Source organism: Clostridium sp. 1001283B150225_161107_B6 (assembly GCF_015556325.1).
GTDB lineage: Bacteria > Bacillota > Clostridia > Lachnospirales > Lachnospiraceae > Enterocloster.
This window is the reverse complement of record NZ_JADNMD010000005.1, coordinates 1-18,494: the sequence shown is the minus strand read 5'-3', so window position 1 is coordinate 18,494 and position 18,494 is coordinate 1. Positions and strand designations below refer to the sequence as shown.

At 50.7% G+C, this 18,494-nt stretch carries 17 protein-coding genes, 1 tRNA gene and 1 pseudogene; 9 read left to right on the top strand and 10 right to left on the bottom strand.

Translation table 11 applies throughout. The features are described 5' to 3' along the window. Nucleotides 1–55 precede the first annotated feature (55 nt). The 5 genes from I2H39_RS13435 to I2H39_RS13415 all read right to left on the bottom strand — a co-directional run bounded on the left by I2H39_RS13435 (nt 56) and on the right by I2H39_RS13415 (nt 4,482). The gene (locus I2H39_RS13435; RefSeq protein ID WP_054348079.1) at nt 56–256 is read right to left on the bottom strand and encodes a hypothetical protein; all 201 of its coding nucleotides are present in this window, start codon (nt 254–256) and stop codon (nt 56–58) included. A gap of 465 nt (nt 257–721) precedes the next feature. Further along, entirely contained in the window at nt 722–1,144 is a 423-nt protein-coding gene (locus tag I2H39_RS13430; RefSeq protein WP_195626697.1) for a sigma-70 region 4 domain-containing protein, read from the bottom strand. Between the two features lie 751 nt (nt 1,145–1,895). Beyond that, entirely contained in the window at nt 1,896–2,393 is a 498-nt protein-coding gene (locus tag I2H39_RS13425; protein ID WP_195626696.1) for a zinc ribbon domain-containing protein, read from the bottom strand. Between the two features lie 277 nt (nt 2,394–2,670). Further along, entirely contained in the window at nt 2,671–4,095 is a 1,425-nt protein-coding gene (locus tag I2H39_RS13420; RefSeq protein WP_195626695.1) for a relaxase/mobilization nuclease domain-containing protein, read from the bottom strand. 93 nt (nt 4,096–4,188) lie between these two features. Then, entirely contained in the window at nt 4,189–4,482 is a 294-nt protein-coding gene (locus I2H39_RS13415) for a CD1845 family protein (protein ID WP_195626694.1), read from the bottom strand. A 212-nt stretch (nt 4,483–4,694) separates the two neighbouring features. Here I2H39_RS13415 and I2H39_RS13410 point away from each other — a divergent pair, with 212 nt between their 5' ends. Together I2H39_RS13410 and I2H39_RS13405 are read left to right on the top strand one after the other, a co-directional pair. Continuing rightward, nucleotides 4,695–5,564 carry a bstEII gene (locus I2H39_RS13410; protein ID WP_173870788.1) on the top strand — a complete coding sequence of 290 codons (870 nt, stop codon included), beginning with the start codon at nt 4,695–4,697 and terminating at the stop codon, nt 5,562–5,564. 3 nt (nt 5,565–5,567) lie between these two features. Next, nucleotides 5,568–6,866, top strand: coding sequence for a site-specific DNA-methyltransferase (locus I2H39_RS13405; protein ID WP_195626693.1), 1,299 nt, complete (start codon nt 5,568–5,570; stop codon nt 6,864–6,866). 37 nt (nt 6,867–6,903) lie between these two features. Here I2H39_RS13405 and mobC read toward each other — a convergent pair. From mobC to I2H39_RS13380, 4 genes and pseudogenes are all read right to left on the bottom strand, one after another. Beyond that, a pseudogene (gene mobC / locus I2H39_RS13400) lies at nt 6,904–7,071 on the bottom strand (plasmid mobilization relaxosome protein MobC); the annotation flags it as partial. A gap of 386 nt (nt 7,072–7,457) precedes the next feature. Next, nucleotides 7,458–8,162 carry a collagen-like protein gene (locus tag I2H39_RS13390; protein WP_227146076.1) on the bottom strand — a complete coding sequence of 235 codons (705 nt, stop codon included), beginning with the start codon at nt 8,160–8,162 and terminating at the stop codon, nt 7,458–7,460. Nucleotides 8,163–8,205: 43 nt separating this feature from the next. After that, nucleotides 8,206–9,666 carry a collagen-like protein gene (locus I2H39_RS13385; RefSeq protein ID WP_347708586.1) on the bottom strand — a complete coding sequence of 487 codons (1,461 nt, stop codon included), beginning with the start codon at nt 9,664–9,666 and terminating at the stop codon, nt 8,206–8,208. Nucleotides 9,667–9,725: 59 nt separating this feature from the next. After that, a complete protein-coding gene (locus I2H39_RS13380; RefSeq protein ID WP_330640999.1) occupies nt 9,726–10,808 on the bottom strand; it encodes a glycosyltransferase in 1,083 nt (360 codons plus the stop codon). 188 nt (nt 10,809–10,996) lie between these two features. Between I2H39_RS13380 and I2H39_RS13375 the strand changes: the two genes are divergently transcribed. The 7 genes from I2H39_RS13375 to I2H39_RS13345 all read left to right on the top strand — a co-directional run bounded on the left by I2H39_RS13375 (nt 10,997) and on the right by I2H39_RS13345 (nt 18,376). Then, nucleotides 10,997–11,956, top strand: a complete 960-nt coding sequence (locus tag I2H39_RS13375) for a hypothetical protein (protein WP_138311016.1) — start codon at nt 10,997–10,999, stop codon at nt 11,954–11,956. 87 nt (nt 11,957–12,043) lie between these two features. Next, the gene (gene eno / locus I2H39_RS13370) at nt 12,044–13,315 is read left to right on the top strand and encodes a phosphopyruvate hydratase (RefSeq protein WP_195626690.1); all 1,272 of its coding nucleotides are present in this window, start codon (nt 12,044–12,046) and stop codon (nt 13,313–13,315) included. A gap of 204 nt (nt 13,316–13,519) precedes the next feature. Then, the gene (locus I2H39_RS13365) at nt 13,520–14,467 is read left to right on the top strand and encodes a type I phosphomannose isomerase catalytic subunit (protein WP_138311018.1); all 948 of its coding nucleotides are present in this window, start codon (nt 13,520–13,522) and stop codon (nt 14,465–14,467) included. Nucleotides 14,468–14,615: 148 nt separating this feature from the next. After that, nucleotides 14,616–14,849: a preprotein translocase subunit SecG gene (secG, locus tag I2H39_RS13360; protein WP_347563887.1), complete on the top strand. Its 234-nt coding sequence runs from the start codon at nt 14,616–14,618 to the stop codon at nt 14,847–14,849. Nucleotides 14,850–14,971: 122 nt separating this feature from the next. Continuing rightward, a complete protein-coding gene (gene rnr / locus I2H39_RS13355; protein ID WP_330640997.1) occupies nt 14,972–17,218 on the top strand; it encodes a ribonuclease R in 2,247 nt (748 codons plus the stop codon). Nucleotides 17,219–17,266: 48 nt separating this feature from the next. Then, nucleotides 17,267–17,734, top strand: coding sequence for an SsrA-binding protein SmpB (gene smpB / locus I2H39_RS13350; RefSeq protein WP_002569629.1), 468 nt, complete (start codon nt 17,267–17,269; stop codon nt 17,732–17,734). A gap of 21 nt (nt 17,735–17,755) precedes the next feature. After that, on the top strand, nt 17,756–18,376 hold the full coding sequence (locus I2H39_RS13345) for an HD domain-containing protein (protein ID WP_138311020.1): 621 nt from the start codon (nt 17,756–17,758) through the stop codon (nt 18,374–18,376). 46 nt (nt 18,377–18,422) lie between these two features. Here the strand turns inward: I2H39_RS13345 and I2H39_RS13340 are convergent. Beyond that, nucleotides 18,423–18,494: transfer RNA gene (locus I2H39_RS13340), tRNA-Glu, on the bottom strand.

The window sequence follows — 18,494 nt, the reverse complement described above, 5'->3', positions numbered from 1 at the left end:
ATCTGCTCATAAGACCTCGGGCCAACTTGGCCCGAGGTCAGAGCAAAAGAAAGGTTTAGTAGGGACTTTGGCAATAGTGCTCGTCGGCTTCTTCAATGGATTTCATATCGAAAACCCAATGAAGCTCCCGAACCACCCGTTTAATGTCCTCGGGCTTGAAGTCACAGTTTTCCATCGCCCAAATGACGTAACCGCGGCAGGCGTTGTTGCTCCACCGCTCGGTCAACATCATATCCAAAGTTAAATCTTTTTCCATTTCGATTCTCCCTATTTCAAAATAGGTGGAGCGCCGCGCCGGGAAGTTTTGGGCTGTTATCAGACAGATTATCCAGCCCGGCGCTCCTGATCGTTTGCTTCAACAGATAACCCGGACGGGCGGCGGCTTGTCCACCCCATAGGAATTTCACCTCTCCTCATTCTTATGACAAGGCGTTCTCAATGCCTGCGACGGCTCACGGCCTGATGGCCGCTTCAACGCTCGGACTATGACTAAACGCAAGTATCAAGGCTTGTGTGCTTTATCCGGCGAGGCCAGCCTCGGCCCGCCTGCGGCAAGGGCCTTGTCGCTCTCTCTATTCTCTGGCAATAGAGGTCATGGCGGGCCTGTCACTTAGCACACGCACCCTTCGTATCCGGGTATCTTTTTATGAAATTGTCAAGCTACACAAGGGAAATATCCCTTTCATAAGCCATGAGATGAAACGGGCAAATTCGGGCCGGGTCAGATACGATTTTTTGAGAAATTTTCCATATTGCGAAGCCCGCGCTCAATCGAAGTGCGAACCGTTTTCTCATGGACTCCCTCGACCCGCGCAATCTCGGTTTTGCTCATGCCGAGTATGTAGTGGGCGTAAACCCTGCGGCTCTGCATTTCCGGGAGAGCGGCAAGGGCGGCGCGGAGTTCCTGGGCTGTCACCTTCCGCTCGTACAGCTCACAGGGAGATAACGCCACAAAAAGCGCCTCATGCTCAATACCGTCTCCGGCGTCCAGTGAAAAGTATGCTTTGTTCCAGTACACGCGGCGGATATAGTTCCGTTCCAGCCGTTCAGCTTCGGCCAGCGCCTCCGCCACCTCGGCAGGAACCTCCACAAACAGATCGTTATGATAGAACGGGTAAAATTCCCGCAAATTGATTTTCGACATAGTAATACCTACATTTCGGTTGTGGGTAACAGGGAAACCGAAATGGAGAGGGGCGGGGAACGGCACCGGGGTCGTTCCTGTCTGGTTAGAACCTCGGGCCAACTTGGCCCGAAGCTGAACCGTGGGAAAAGAAAAGCGCCCGAATGGCACAAGGCCAGACGAGCGCAGAAATGACAAAAATCGACTACATGATAAGCATAACTATCCCACCGGAGATAATAACTTTTTTTCGCAAGTAGATATTTGTGGAATTATGTCGTAGATAAAAAAACACGGCGGCAACCTCCTTGTACCGCCGTGTCCATAAAGAAGCGCGACTTTACCACGCCCCCGCTATTCTATTTTTTCAAAAGACAGCGGCGGTCTTGAATGTTATTTCAAAACCGCCGCTCCGTTCAAAGAGACAGCACGAAACACTCCCGCAGCAACGGTTTTTTTCTTTCGCCGTTGGAGCGGCGGGAGCTTCGTGGACTTCGGGCCAACTTGGCCCGAAGCATTTTGTAATGCTAGACGCAACAAGAGTAGTAAGACAAAACAACATATGTTTTTTTCATAAGACCACCTTTATTGTTTCAAATAATTGATTGCAAAGTGTTTCCTTGAGTAAAAATATTTTCCCCGCAAGGTATTTCTTCAAGAGAGTAGAATATATATCATCAAAAATAACAACTTATAAAATCATCTTCTTTACTGCGAGTTACCAAAAGAAGATGATTTTAGGATTGGAATTGGTAAAAATGAAAAGATTTCCCTATGATTTTGTTGTCTCCATTCCTTTTGTTGTCGGATTTATCTTCCAGCGTTTTAAGGTCGGTAGGAACTCCATAAGTTGCATTTTGGCCTCCTGCTTTGTCAAATGTAGGCCAACAGATTTATTCCATTCAGCCAAATCTTGCAAATTGAGTTCGACCATTTCTTCCATAGAAATGTCTTGAACGAATTTTCCATGCTGATAACAAAAAGCGCAATATTCTTCTGATTTACTACCATCACTTTCTGTTCCTTTATCGCTATCTTTTTCCAAAGTCATTCCACAACTTTGACATTGTCCCGCAGAATTTCCCAACAAATAATCTACCGATACATTAAAGGTTTTAGCAATCAATTTTAATGTATCCGTATTGGGGGTTGTGTCTCCATTCTCCCAGCGGGAAACAGCCTGTCTGGTAATCAATAATTTTTCGGCAAATTCATCTTGGGATAAATTAAGGCTTTTCCGCAATTCTAAAATCGCATTTTTTGTTTCCATAAATATATTCCTCCTTTTTATAATTTTAGCATAAGACACATGGAAGAACAAGCAACACGCTGTTGCTTCTCCGAGGCTATGAGTAAATGCAAATTTTAGGGCTTGCGCTAAACGGCAAGCGATGCAAGTGTCTATACACTTGCGAATTTTTCAAGTTCCGGCCTCCGCCGAAACCTGAAAAATCACGCTTGTTGGGGCCAGCCCCAAACCCTGCGGAACCTCGGGCCAACTTGGCCCGAAGTCCCGGCGCTTCGCTTGGTCGGTTGCGTCTCATTCGCTATCGCTCCTGTTCCTTGTTTTTCTCCTGCCCGGTCAGGCCGAGCAGATAATCAATGTTTGCCTTTGCCGTCGTGACTTCCCGCATTTCCCGCCGGGCCTCCCGGTACTCGGCGTAGAGCTCCTTTTTCTCCGCCGCCAGCTTGCGGCCTTCCTCTTTGAGCCTATCCATTTTGGGGAGCTTTGCGCCGTCCAGAATGGCACTCATGGTTGCCCGAGCCGCCCGGTAAATCTCAATTTCCGCCTCATGTTCCGCAAGGTATTTCCGGCTGTACCGGGCCGCTTTGTACGCCTCGAACACAGGGCGGGTCTTGGCATAATTGACCGTAGCCCCTTTGAGCTCCGAGTTGGTGGCAAGCGCGGCCTCTACTGTCTTGATTTTTCCGGCCAGCGTGTGAAAGTGCTCCATGGCCTGTTCTGCTTTCTTCTCCAACTGTTCATACTCCGTCAGTCCATTGTCCTGCAAGTAAGCAAGAGCCGCCGCCATCTGCTTTAGATTAAATACTTTGGCCCACCGTTCATAGGCCGGGCCCCTGCCTTGAAGCCGGGCCTGAATGTCAATAATCAGGTTGAGCTTGCGCCCCTGTTTCACAGGCCCCACCGCCCGAGTGGACGGCAAGGGGGCGCGGCCCTCAATTATGGTCCGTATATCCTCCGGCCCATAGCCCTCCCCGAGCGTGGAGGCCCGGCAACGGGTAAACCGTTCCTGTCCGGGAGCCCGGAAGGAGAGGGAGCCGCCGCGCCCATATTTCACCTTGTAGCCCGCCGCCTCTATCAGCGAGAGGAAGGCGGCAAAATCAGAGGGCTTCTGCAAGAGGGCCGCGTCGATCTGCGCCCGCATCCGTTCCTGAAAAGTGGGCGGTTTGTTGTCTCCGAGCCATTCCCCATAGTTCTTAAACTTTCCCTTGCTCCGGGGCTTCGGATTTTTCACAATGGAAAGTCCGTGTTCCAGACAAATCCGGTCACTCACACGCCGGATAGCAAACGAGCTGTTCCAGAAGTTCCGAAACTTCCGGGTGCAGTCCAGCGACGTTGAATTATAGTAAATGTGATTGTGAATATGAGCCTTGTCAATGTGGGTCGTTACCAGAAAAGCGTGCTTGCCTTTTGTCCAGCTCATGCCGAGCTCATAGCCGATACGGTTTGCTTCCTCCGGGGTCACTTCTCCGGGGAGGAAGGACTGCCGGATTTGATAACATAGAATGTTCTCGTCCCGCTTTTGCTCCCGGCCCGTGATAGCCTTGTACTTGCTTTTGGAAAGAAGAAATTCCGCGTCCACCGTGGCCGGGTCGCACTCGTAGGAAGATATGAGGTCGCCGCCCCGGGTCTTGTCTGGATTTTTGCCGTAGTCAGTACAATCCTTTATGGCCTCTGCTATGGTTTCCCCCGCATTGACGTGCCGGGTAAAATGGCGAGTGGTTGCCATGTGTCACCTCCTTCCATGAAGAACGGCGGCCCCGCAGAGCCGCCGCTTTGCCGTTCTGGACTTCGGGCCAACTTGGCCCGAAGCTCCGGCCCGTCAGCTTGTGATGAACCGCCGCAGGGAATAGTTCAGCTCGTCTAAAAGCCCAGTCAAAAACTCCGCGATAGCCGGGAGACCGTAGGGAGAAAGCAGGAAAGCCAGGACGAGGAACGCCACACCGCCGACGGGCTGGTGTTGCAGGACAAACAGGCCCACGGCAATTACGGCCAGTATGCCCGAGGACAGGGAGAGAAACCACCCGGCCACATCAAACAGGAACATCAGCACCGCCGCTAAAAGCGACAGAACCAGCAGGAACGGCAAAGCAAAAATCTTGAATATCAGTCTCATATAAACAGCCCCTTTCTTTGTTTTATCCTACTATAATTGTACCATTTCATGGGCAGGGCAACAATGTTGTCGAGGCTTTGCGAACCTTGTCCCGGCGGACTTCGGGCCAAGTTGGCTCGAGGTGTTCTAATAAGTTCTTTATCCTAAATAAATTCACTTTTATGTTTTTATGTGCTATAATCATAACCTAAGAGCAAATAGGAGGCATTAAAATGAGTAGTTTTAGAGACTATAAACAAGATGGCCATAATTGGATTACACTATCAACTGGAGAATATTATCCAGATATTTTACCGGATGCCTGTGAATTATATAAACCAGTATTAGTGTTGTTTTCTCAGTTGCTTAGAAGTTCGGAAAGTTCTATCTCATTGTTCATGAAAATTTCCGAGGTTAAAGAAGGGTGGATGAGAATACAATTAGCTAGAGTTTTCAGGAAATATGTAAGTCCGGAAACTCCTGTAGAAATGTTAAAAAAGAAGCGCAAAGCAGCCGAAATCTGTGAACAGTTCGGGGCGGGATTTCGGGCTATACATATAGTACAAGCTAAATTTGAATCGCGGCCTATTCCTGATGAAGCGTTATGTGCCCTTCTTTGGGAATATAAGGATCGGGGTAAAAAAGGGTATGATTTGACCGGTAAATTTTTTAATCTTATGCGCAATAATTTTAAAGATGTATTAACTTGGGGGCCGGAAGGTGCCGGCAAAGATATTCTCTTGGGTAAAATTTTTAAAGACTACCCTAATTATGACAGACCCGTTGATTTTATTATTAGTGATAAATCTAAGAAAAATGTGTATGTTGTAGGTTTGGCACGTTATGATGGTGATCGTGGGGGTGCACAGGAGGATGATAGAACTGGTGGATATACCAGCTGTGCTGATGAAATATTAAATTATGCTAAAGCCAAAGGCATAAATATTAAAGTTATGTTTCTAAATGATGGCCCTGGTTTATTGTTGGGCACAATGTGGGATGACTATGCAAAACTTGAAGAACGTTGGGGCAATAAAATTAAAGTAGTCACTTTAAGGATGATTCCTGAAAGAATTACTATGGATTGGATAATTGGTGATTAATATATGGCAACAGGAATACCTAATATAACTAACTCTCCTGATTTTTCTGAAGATATAAAAAAAATTGGAATTAGGCTTGAATATGAAGGAAAAGATAGTGTTGAAAAGATATTAACAGCCTCATTTAAGAAACATTGTAAAGGTTTTAGCATAAATTCAACAAATGGTGTAGCGAGTGAAAATTTTCTTTATTGGGGCGACAATTTTGATGTATTACATCAACTATTAGCTGAAAAAAATTTTCTTGGCAAAATTAAATTAATATATATTGATCCTCCATTTGCTACACGTAGTACTTTTAATTCTAAAAACCAAACTCATGCATATAGCGATATTTTATGTGGTGGACAATATATAGAATTTTTAAGAAAACGTCTTATTCTATTAAAGGAATTGCTATCTGATGATGGTTCTATTTATGTTCATTTAGATGGTAATATGGCTTTCCAAATAAAACTTATAATGGATGAAATTTTTGGAGAACAAAATTTTAGGGCGTTTATTACCAGGAAAAAATGCAGTAACAAAAATTACACAAAAAATACTTATGGAAATATATCGGATTACATACTATTTTATTCAAAGTCAGAAAAATATGTATGGAATCGTCCATATGCTTCATGGAGTGCGGAAAACATTATAAAGCAGTATCCATGCGTTGATGAAGCGACTGGAAAAAGATACAAAAAAGTACCTATTCATGCTCCAGGGACACGTAATGGAGCCACCGGCTTACCGTGGAGAGGCAAAATGCCTCCCGAGGGAAAACACTGGCAATTTACTCCCGAAAAATTAGATGAACTTGACGCTAATGGCGAAATTTATTGGTCGCCAACTGGAAATCCTAGACGGAAAGTATATTTTGATGATAGTGCAGGAATTCCTGTTCAAGATATTTGGTTGGATTTTAGGGATTCCGTAAACCAAAATGTTAAAACGACAGGTTATCCGACTGAAAAAAATATAGATTTAATGAAACGTATAGTAGCAGCTTCATCAAACAAAGGTGATTATGTGCTCGATTGTTTTTGTGGTTCAGGTACTACATTAGATGCGGCATATCAACTAGAACGTAAGTGGATAGGTGTAGATGAATCCGTTGAAGCTATTAAAGCTGTTTTGAAAAGATTTGTTACAGGATTAGAGTTTTATGGTGATTATGTGGAGAAACCAAAAGATTCATTCAAACAGCTCGAACTTGCTTTAAACGAAGAATTTTGTTCTTTCCAAGTTATCACCGATTCATCAAATTATGATGAATTAGCTAAACTAGTTAAGGATAGTGTATTGAAAGGAGCTTAGGACATTTCCCTAAGCTCCTTTTGTATGGTATTATATCTTACATTTCAGTGATAACGGAAAGCTGTTTGAGTATATCGTTCATGCGCCCCCACAGCTCGGCATAGTCCTGTTGAAGCCCGGCTATCTCGTCCGGGTACACGCCGTAGGTGTTGGCGTGGATTGCCACCTGATTGATATTGTTGGAGCACCGCCGTTGCAGAGAAACTTATCAATCATAGCGCCGGAAATATCAATGACATTTCCGGGGCGGCTCTTGTCAGCCGGGCCCGGGGTGTCAGTCTTTTCTACGGCAGGGGTGTCCGCCTTCTCGGTTTCCTGCACTGGGGCCGAAGTTTTAACCTCCTGCGCCGGGGGCTCCTCCTTCCGTGGAGCCGGAGCTTCGGAAACGGCGGGGCCGCTCTGTCCCTGTTCCTCCGGCTTCAAATCTTTTTTATCCTCTGCCATTCGTTTACCTCCTTCATTTTGGCATGAAAAAAAGGGCCTAACTTTTACAGTCAGCCCCACAACGGCTTCGGGTCAACTTGGCCCGAAGCATGGATATAAGAAATATCCTCCTTTCCGCCTCACAACGGAAAACGCCGCCCGTAGTCTCTACTTGGGCGGCGCTTGTCCGGTAAAGTGATAAGCTCTTATTTTATTGATATAACGTGTATTTAGCCGTTTTCTTATTATGATTGGCCCGGTGGGTCCAGTGATTCCCTGGGAGCCGGAGGCGCCTGCAGGTCCGGTAGCTCCAGTTGCGCCGGTAGCGCCGGTAGCTCCGCGCGGAAGATAGAAATCCAGAATATGGTCGGGGGAACCGGTTATGTCTACAACTACGGCCGGAGAACCGGGTTCGCTTGTAGTGGTGTTGCGGATGGTGATGGTTTCAGAGGCGCCGGTGGGGCCGGTGGGTCCCTGCGGTCCGGTGGGCCCGGGTATGCCCTGGGCTCCCTGTGGTCCGGTAGGTCCGGCAGTGCCGGTTGCCCCGGTTATGCCCGGAATTCCTTGCGGTCCAGTGGGTCCTATGGGCCCGGTGGGGCCTACATAACCCTGAGGTCCCATGGCTCCGGTGGGCCCGGTAGGGCCAGGTACTCCGGGGCAGCCTCTGGGCCCCATTGGTCCCTGAGGTCCCTGAGGCCCCATAGGTCCTGTGGGCCCGGTCTGCGGGCAGCAGCTGGGGGGCTGGCATGGGCTGCATGGGCCGCACCAGCATCTGTCCCTGCGTCCGCCGCAGTTATCCGGGCGGAAGCCTGTTTGGGGTGGTGCACAGCTGGATTGCTGCGGATTTATATTATCTGGATAATCATAATACATAATGGTCTCTCCTTATGATTTTGATGGATATACAGGTCCGGCATTATGCCAGCCGGATGACGACAAGTGAGGCTCCTGTGCCGGCCTGAAGGACAGCAGTGCCCAGCAGACCAAAGAGCTGAAGCTCCAGTGTATCTCCTGCGGTAAGGGTGTTGATTCGTGTTGCTGAGAATTGGCCGGTAGCAACTGCCGGAGCATCGATGGTACCTGCCATGGGTGTATTATTCAAAAGAACACGCGAGGACATGAGCAGGGCGGCTGTTGTCTTAATGGTATAGGTGATAAGGTAAGTGCCGGTTACCGGTACCGTAAATATGGTATTGGCAGCATTTACAGTGAAACGGTTGAGTATCTGGTCATTTGGGAGCGGGACCGCTGTTCCGCCTACAATAACAGCGATGGCGGCTGCAGCTGTATTCTGGGCGTTCATGTTGTCAGCAGTGACAGCGAGCCCTGTGGCCCCTGTGGCACCAGTGACGCCGGTAGTTCCGGTAGCGCCTGTGGCTCCGGTAGCCCCAGTTGCCCCTGTAGGGCCGGTGGCTCCGGTAGGACCCTGAATTCCGGCAGTTCCGGCAGCCCCCGTGGCTCCGGTAGCTCCGGTAGCCCCAGTTGCTCCGGTAGCCCCGGTGGCTCCTGTTGTTCCGGCAGGCCCCTGAATGCCGGCAGCACCCGTGGCTCCGGCAGGTCCCATTGGTCCGGTAGGCCCGGCTACGCCGGCGGGTCCCTGAACGCCTGCAGCGCCTGCAGCTCCGGTAGGTCCGGCAGGTCCCATGGGCCCGGTCATGCCGGTAGGCCCGGTTACGCCGGCCAGTCCCTGAGGTCCTGTGGCTCCAGTGCTGCCCTGAGGTCCCTGGGGCCCCTGGCTGCCCTGAATGCCCTGCGGTCCGGCAGGTCCTGTGGCTCCCTGTGGCCCTTGAGGTCCCTGGCTTCCGGCAGCACCTGTATTTCCAGCTGTTCCCTGAGGTCCCGGCATTCCCTGAGGCCCCCGGGGGCCTTGGGCGCCTGTATCACCGGTAAAACCTCTGGGTCCCATTGGCCCTGTGGGCCCTGTGGGGCCTACATAGCCCTGAGGTCCCATTGCTCCGGTCGGTCCGGCAGGTCCCTGTGCTCCTGGGCAGCCTCTGGGTCCCATTGGCCCCTGTGCTCCGGTTGGTCCGGCAGGTCCCTGGGGACCTCTGGGTCCGGGACAGCCGCCTGGGAAGCAACTGCCCGGGAAGCCCCCGCCGGGATTGCCGCAGCCAGGATTACAGCTGCCGGGATTGCCGCCCGGAAAGCCCCCTCCTGAATTGCCGCAGCCAGAAGTATTTACGCCGGAAAAGCCGTTGTTTCCCGGACAGCCATTGTCGTCTGCTGCTATGTTACTGTCCGGGCAGCCGTCGTCAACCGGAAACACATCGTCTTCCGGGCATCTTCCCTGACCCGGGAATCCATTGCCCCCGGGGCAGCCTCCATTACCCGGAAAACCGTTGTTTCTGGGGCATCCACATGGTCTGCGTTGTTCCATATTATCATTTCGATTCATTCCGTTTGGAAAATTAAAATACATAATAACCTCTCCTTATTTTATTGTGCGGAAGGCTGCCCCTCCGCCGGCTGTTTCAGTATGTGCTCAAAGTAGGTCTGGTTCTGCCTGACAGAAGGGTGCTCAGGCTTAAGCTTTTGTGATTTCAGGTGATAATGCCATGCCCTGCGGTGGTCTCCCAGACGATCGTAGCACACGCACAGCTGGATGGCGGGCAGGAAACCATAACAGTCTTTTTGGACAAAGGCGCCTGTCTGTTCCGGCGGCTGCGACGACAATGCCTGCGTATACCAATAAGCAGCCTCCTTGTATTTTCCTTCCGTCATTTTCATCCGTCCCAGTTCACAGCAGGCTTCACCCCGGGGCCTGTCATACAGGAAGCTTTTAAAAAGTGCTTCCATGGCTTCTTCCGCATTTCCAAGCTGCTCCTCACACAGTGCCAGATGGAGGCAGGCATCTATTTTGTTTTCCGTCCAGCCCTCCGGTTCCCGGAGAAATGCCCTGAAAGCCCGTACCGCATCTTCATAGCGCCTATGATAATACAGCTCCCTGGCATAATAGAACTGGTGCCTGGGTTCCAGAAGTTCCCCTTCCTTCAGCATGGTTTCGTATATCCGCAGGTTGCGGTCCTTATCTCCGGCTCTTTCCTTCCGGTGCTGAATCTCGATATCAGTGTAAAGGATGCTGCCGGAAGGGGATACTGCTTCATGGACCCGGCCCTGCCACTGGAAACCCTTGCGGTTCTTTAAGAGGCGTTCCCTGTAATAGGAAAAGGAGGTCCTTCCGTTTGCGTCAAAACCAGTGAGATATTTCATCATCACCACATCCACAGAGGGGTCCAGGGTTTCCTTCAGTTTCTTTAAACGGGCAGCGTGCTCCGGTTCCATCACATCGTCAGCATCCATCCACATCCAGTAGTCCATCACCGCTTTACGGCAGGCAGCGTTTCTGGCAGCGGCAAAGTCATCCTTCCATGGGAAATCGTAGACTTCATCCGTGTAACGGGCGGCTATTTCTTTTGTCCGGTCCGTGGAGCCGGTATCCATGATTACTATCTGGTCGGCCACCTCGGACATGGTCTTAAGGAGCCGTTCCAGCACGGCCTCCTCATTCTTTACTATCATACAAAGACTAATGGTTATCAAAAGCAATCCCCCTGTATCTGTTTCTTTATAGGCCGGATGTCCATTCACATCCCCGGCATACTATACTATATGAAAATGGAACAAGTTTGGTGTGCAGGAGGATGGCAGAAGACTGTGATATGTGCTATAATAGGGAAACAGACAAAAGCGGGAAGGAGGAGGTTCAAATGAGAAAAAGAGGGGCATGTGCCGTGCTGGCAGGGGCAGCTCTGATTATGACCTGCGCGCTGTCCTTTACAGCCTTTGCAAAGGAGGAAAGGACCCCGGTGGGGAAAATCAAGCTGAATTTCACATCAGATATCCAGGCAGGAGAAATCGGAGGCAGCGTGGACGTGACACTGGAGGACGGGGAGTGTTCCATTGAGAGCGTGGATATTATTAACGAGGGCGATAACTGGGTAGGCGGGGATAAGCCTAAGGTTGAGATATGGCTTTCCGCTGACAGTGATTACTACTTTAAGAAATCAGGAAAGAGCGCATTTTCATTTTCCGGCGATACGGTCAAGTATGTATCCAGCTCCACCAAGAGCGACAAGGAAGAAATGGTTCTGGTGGTAAGGCTGGATAAGCTGGATGAGGATGATGAGGACCTGGATGTAAGCGGCCTGTTGTGGGATGAAGACAACGGGGTGGCCCACTGGGACCATATGAGTCTGGCGAAGAATTACAAGGTCCGTCTGTGCCGCAGAGGCGGCAATTCCTATGAGGACGGCATTGGCGCCACCTATACGGTAAAGGAAAACAGCTATGATTTTTCCGGCAAGTTTCCAAAGGCAGGCACTTACTATTTTAAGGTAAGGGCCATGGATTCCAGGAATAATGCCGGAGACTGGCAGGAATCGCCTTATATCGAGATAACAGAAGAAGATTTGGCCAGGGTGAACGGCCAGTGGCTCAGGGATGACCGGGGCTGGTGGTACCAGAAAGGTGACGGCACCTACACGGCAAACGGATGGCAGTACATTAATTATAAGTGGTATTTTTTTGACCAGGACGGATATATGAAGACCGGCTGGATATCCTGGGGTGATAAGCTCTATTACTGTGACCCGTCGGGGGCCATGCTGGTATCCGCTGTTACGCCTGATGGATTTACCGTGGGTGCGGACGGGGCCAGGACGAATTAGGAGTGCAAAGACTTTCCATACATAAAATGTTAAAAGATGGCTATCCTTATATCAATGATAAGATTGATATGAGGAGGTCATTTTTTTATGGTAAACGAATTGGAGATAGAGGCTGTAACCGGCAGGGAGATACTGGATTCCAGGGGGAATCCCACGGTGGAAGTGGAAGTGTGCCTGACAGGAGGAGCTGCAGGCAGGGCTGCTGTTCCCTCCGGGGCTTCCACTGGTAAATTTGAGGCAGTGGAGCTTCGGGACGGCGGGGACCGGTACAACGGACTGGGAGTACGGAAAGCCGTGGAACATGTGAATACAGTGCTCAGCGAGGCAGTGCTCTTTGAAAGCGCTCTGGACCAGCGGCGCATAGACCGTCTGCTTCTGGATGCGGACGGTACGGAGAACAAGGGAAAGATGGGAGCCAATGCCATACTGGGTGTGTCCATGGCAGTGGCCAGGGCCGCAGCCAATGAGCTTAGGATGCCTCTCTACAGGTATCTGGGCGGAATCCATGCATCCACTCTTCCCATTCCCATGATGAATATTCTCAACGGAGGAAAACACGCTGACAATACAGTGGATTTGCAGGAATTCATGATTATGCCCTACGGGGCCTGCTGCTTTGCGGAGCGTCTGAGGATGTGCGCAGAGGTCTATCACACATTAAAGAAGCTTCTGAAGGAAGAAGGGTACAGCACCGGAGTAGGAGATGAAGGAGGCTTTGCGCCGGACCTTAAGGACTCCGAGGCGGTCCTTGAATTTCTGGTAAGGGCCATGGAAAAGAGCGGGCTGAAGCCGGGAACGGACATGAAAATTGCCATTGACGCTGCGTCCAGCGAGCTCTACGACGAAGCCAGCGGCATGTACCTGTTTCCGGGGGAAAGCCGTATGGCGGGAAAGGAAATCCGCCGCAGCGCACAGGAGATGGTGGATTACTACAGACGCCTTGTGGAAGCGTTTCCCATTTGCTCCATTGAGGACGGACTCCAGGAGGAGGACTGGGTGGGCTGGAAAATGCTTACCAGGGAGCTGGGCGACCGCATCCAGCTGGTAGGGGATGACCTGTTTGTCACCAATACAAAGCGGCTGTCAAAGGGCATTGAGCTGGGAGCAGGAAATGCCATCCTGGTGAAGGTAAATCAGATAGGTACGCTGACAGAGAGCTTTGAGGCCATTGAGATGGCTAAGAGGGCTGGTTTCGGCACCATCATATCCCACCGCTCCGGCGAGACAGAGGATTCCATCATTGCGGATATTGCAGTTGCAGTCAATGCAGGGCAGATTAAGACCGGCGCTCCCTGCCGTTCTGACCGCGTGGCCAAATACAACCAGCTGCTGCGCATTGAGGAAAACCTGGAAGGCTGATTGCCCCTGAGGAAAAGCGGGGAGGCTGGTACGGACAAAAATTCCCGCTGGTGAAAGGCAGAGGGGAGGGAATGTATCCGGGCGCTGTTTTGCCCGGAAAATCCCCTCCCTGTCCCATTTAATTCTTGACAACCGGAAAAAGCAGGGTATGATGTAAGAAGATGCATTGATTGCATCAAAAAGGGGAAAAATAAGGAGAGAGACATGAGAGAATTACTGTTTATGGAACCTGTTTTTAAGGAAGCCATCTGGGGTGGCACCCGTCTTAAGGACGTGTTCGGTTATGATATCCCCAGCAGCAGCACAGGCGAGTGCTGGGCCATAAGCGCCCATAAGAACGGGGATTGCCGTATTGCCGGCGGGACATGGAAAGGACAGAGCTTAAGCTCCCTGTGGGAGAGCCACCCTGAGTGGTTTGGGGCTGCGGCAGGCTGTCATAAGGAATTTCCGCTGCTGGTTAAAATCATTGACGCCAAAAGCGACTTAAGCATACAGGTCCATCCGGACAATGCTTATGCTGCGGAGCATGAAAACGGCTCCCTGGGTAAGACTGAATGCTGGTATATCCTGGACTGCGACCCGGATGCAACCATTGTGATTGGACACCATGCAGGAAACAGGAATGAAGTTAAGCAGATGATTGAGGAGAAGCGCTGGAAGGATTTTATACGGGAAATACCTGTCAGGAAGGGCGACTTTTTCCAGATTAATCCCGGATGCGTCCACGCCATAAAGGGCGGCACCCTGGTGCTGGAGACGCAGCAGAGCAGCGATATTACATACCGCGTCTATGACTACGACAGGCTGTCCGGCGGAAAACCCAGGCAGCTCCATGTAAAGGAAAGCATTGATGTGATAGAAGCGCCTTTTAAGGAGGACCCGGACGCCAAACCGGCAGTTGTGAAGGAAACGGACAGCGGTAAAAAAGTACATCTTGTAACCTGTGCTTACTATACTGCAGATAAGATAGACATAACAGGCCGCTGGACGGAGAATTACGGGGACAGCTTTGCAAATGTGAGTATCCTGGACGGAGAGGGAAGCGTCAACGGTATCCCGGTTTCAAAGGGGCAGCATTTTATTGTCCCCGCGGGATTTGGGGATGTGATTTTCGAGGGAACCCTTTCCCTCATTTGTTCCCAGGCAGTCTGAACCCGGTTGGCGCAATGGGCTGCGCGGCGTCTTACCTATAAAAATATGGGAAAACAGGTTGTGTTTTAGGACAAAGTATGATAAAATACCTTTGTTTGACTATAAGAAAATGGAGAGGTGCAGGCGGATGTCAGTAATACACGTTATTTTGTCAATCATATATGTAATTCTTGGTGTTGCAATATCAGTGGTTATCCTGATGCAGGAAGGTAAGTCCAACGGACTGGGGAGCGCAATTGGCGGTATCTCCACAGACAGTTACTGGAGTAAGAACAGAGGCCGTTCCATGGAAGGTGCGCTGGAGCACTTTACCAGGTATGGAGCCATTGCATTCATGCTCATTACCATTGCCCTGAACGTGCTTCTTAAGGTCCTGGGGTAATTAAGATAACAGAAGGATAAGTGACAAAAACACCCTTGTATTCATATAAGGGTGTTTTATTTCATTCAGGCGGATTTCGGCCTGTTTCAGGACAGGCCGGATATTTTTAAGAAAGAGGTCATATGGAAAAAGAAATATTGGAACAGCGGGGAAAGATGCTGGAGGAAGTGATGAATGACAAGTCCTATGTGCCAATGAAGGCAAAGGAGCTGGCCATGCTTCTGGGGATTCCCAAATCACAGAGAGATGAACTGACCCAGGTACTGGATTATCTGGTGTCAGAGGGAAGAATCGGAATTTCCAAGAAGGGAAAATATGGAAAACCGGAGGTGTTTTCCATTAACGGCATATTTTCCGGACATCCCAAGGGCTTTGGCTTTGTGGCTGTGGAAGGCATGGAGCAGGATGTGTTCATCCCTGAGGACAGGACAGGCGCGGCCCTTCACGGGGACAAAGTCCAGATTGTGGTGGAATCCCAGGGACCGGGAAACGGACGCAGGGCTGAAGGCTCTGTGCTTAAAGTGCTGGAGCATGCCAACAAAGAGGTGGTTGGGTATTACCAGAAGAGCAAGGGCTTTGGATTTGTGATTCCGGATAACCAGAAGATTTCCAAGGATATTTTTATTCCCCAGGGCTGCGATATGGGAGCTGTCACCGGACATAAGGTGGTGGCCCGGATTAAAGATTTCGGGGATGCATCTCATAAGCCTGAGGGCGTTGTGACCGAGATTCTGGGCCATGTCAATGACCCGGGAACAGACATCCTTTCCATTGTCAGGGCCTATGGACTGCCGGAGGAGTTTCCGCCGGAGGTCATGGACGAGGTGGAGGGCTGCCCGGATGAAGTGGCGGTGCCTGGCCCTGCCGGGGACGAGAAGACCTGGGACGGACCATACGGCATTGGGGATTTGACTTCACCCCAAGACTGGACCGGCGATTTGGCGGGCCGTCTGGATTTAAGGGGACTGCGCACAGTCACCATAGACGGAGAGGACGCCAAAGACCTGGACGATGCAGTGACCCTGTGCAGAGGCAGACAGGGCGGGTATATCCTGGGAGTCCACATTGCGGATGTAAGCCATTATGTAAAGGAAGGCCGCCCGCTGGACAAGGAGGCGTTAAAAAGGGGTACCAGCGTCTATCTGGTGGACCGGGTGATTCCCATGCTTCCCCATAAGCTGTCCAATGGAATCTGTTCCCTCAATGCAGGCACGGACCGCCTGGCTTTAAGCTGCATCATGGAACTGGATGAACAGGGGAATGTGCTGGACCACAAAATTGCGGAATCCGTGATTCACGTGGACCGGCGGATGACTTATACGGCAGTGAATGCCGTTGTCACGGATGAGGACGAGGCGGTCATGGCTGAATATGAGGGATTTGTGCCCATGTTCAGGCTGATGAAGGAGGTATCCGATATACTCAGGGAAAAGAGGAGGAAAAGGGGGGCCATTGATTTTGATTTCCCGGAGAGCAAAATTCTTCTGGATGCCCAGGGAAAGCCGCTGGAAATCAAGCCCTATGAGCGCAACGCCGCCACAAAAATCATCGAGGATTTCATGCTGGCAGCCAATGAGACAGTGGCAGAGGATTATTTCTGGCAGTCTCTTCCATTCCTCTACCGGACCCATGATAATCCGGACCCGGAGAAAATGAAGCAGCTGGGGACCTTTATCCATAATTTTGGATATTTCATCCGGCTTCAGCAGGGGGAGATTCATCCCAAGGAACTGCAGAAGCTTCTGGACAAGATAGAGGGCACGCCTGAGGAGGTGCTTCTCTCCAGGCTGACCCTGCGTTCCATGAAACAGGCAAAGTATACCACCCTGTGCTCCGGCCATTTTGGCCTGGCTGCCAGGTACTATACACATTTTACTTCGCCTATCCGAAGATATCCGGACCTACAGATTCACCGCATTATTAAGGAAAGCCTGAAGGGCGGGCTGGGGGATAAGCGGGTCAGCCATTATGAGGCCATTCTGCCGGGCGTTGCCATGCAGACGTCAGCTCTGGAGCGCTGGGCGGAGGAAGCGGAGCGGGAGACGGACAAGCTTAAGAAATGCGAGTATATGTCCGGGTTTATCGGTCAGGAGTTTGACGGCGTTATATCAGGCGTCACCAACTGGGGCCTGTATGTGGAGCTGCCCAACACGGTGGAAGGGCTGGTGCGCATAAGCGAGCTGCGGGATGATTATTATATATTTGATGAACAGCATTACGAACTGGTGGGAGAGATGACCAGGAAAACATTTAAGCTGGGCCAGCCCATACGGGTCCAGGTGGCGTCCACGGACCGTCTGCTCCGGACAGTGGACTTTATCCTGTCCAGGGACTGGGATATAAGCCCGGGCAAGGGTGCTTCCGTGTAAGGCTGTAAGTCATACAGGCAATCATGACTAGAAAGAAAGGGAAATACCATGGGGAAGGAAAGTATTAAACTGGTTGCGAACAATAAGAAGGCATACCATGATTATTTCATTGACGAGAAATACGAGGCTGGAATCGAGCTCTTTGGCACAGAGGTAAAATCCATCCGGATGGGGAAATGCAGCGTAAAGGAAGCCTTTGTGAAGATTGACAGAGGCGAGGTGTATGTGTGCGGTATGCACATCAGCCCTTATGAGAAGGGAAACATATTCAATAAGGACCCGCTGCGCGTCAGAAGGCTGCTGCTGCATAAATACGAAATCATGAAGCTGAACGGTAAGATTGCGGAAAAGGGCTATACCCTGGTTCCTCTCCAGGTGTACTTTAAGGGCAGCCTGGTAAAGGTGGAGGTGGGCCTGGCCCGCGGTAAGAAGCTCTATGACAAACGGGCAGACATTGCCAAGAAGGACCAGAGAAGGGAACTGGAGAAGGAATTCAAGGTGAAAAACCTATATTAAGGATTGGAATGAGAAGGTGCTATGAGAAGCTGCGGCGAGGGATGTTTCGAGGGAAAGGCATATACGGATTTCATAAAGGAGGCTGAGGGACTTAAGTCCACTTTGCGCACAGCCTGGACAGCAGAGGGGCGGCAGGAGAGCACAGCAGAGCATTCCTGGCGTCTGGCTCTGTTTGCCGGGGTGCTGTGCAGGGAATTCCCGGAACTGGACCGGGAAAAGGTGCTGATGATGTGCCTTGTCCATGACCTGGGGGAACGGTACAGCGGAGATATATCAGCTGTACTGAGGCCGGATGCAGAAGATAAGCTGAACCAGGAACGGGCCGATGTACAGCGCATATGCAGGTTCCTGCCGGAAGGAGGAGCCGGGGACGAGGTGGCCGGGCTGTGGGAGGAATACAGCCGGGGCATTACCCCGGAAGCCAGGTTTGTAAAGGCCCTTGATAAAGCGGAAACCATCATCCAGCACAGCCAGGGAAGAAATCCGGCCGGATTTGATTATGGATTCAATCTGAACTACGGAACGGAATACTTTGACCGGGACCAGCGTCTGGAAACCCTGCGCGGACTGGTTGATGCGGAAACACGGAAACGGATGGAAACAGAGGGAAAACAAAACAACGGTTGTGCGAAGGACAGATAGCAAAACACAACAAAAAAACAAGCAGTTCATTCTGCTTGTTTTTTCATGACCTGACCGGGAATCGAACCCGGGTTTACGCCGTGAGAGGGCGTCGTCTTAGCCGCTTGACCATCAGGCC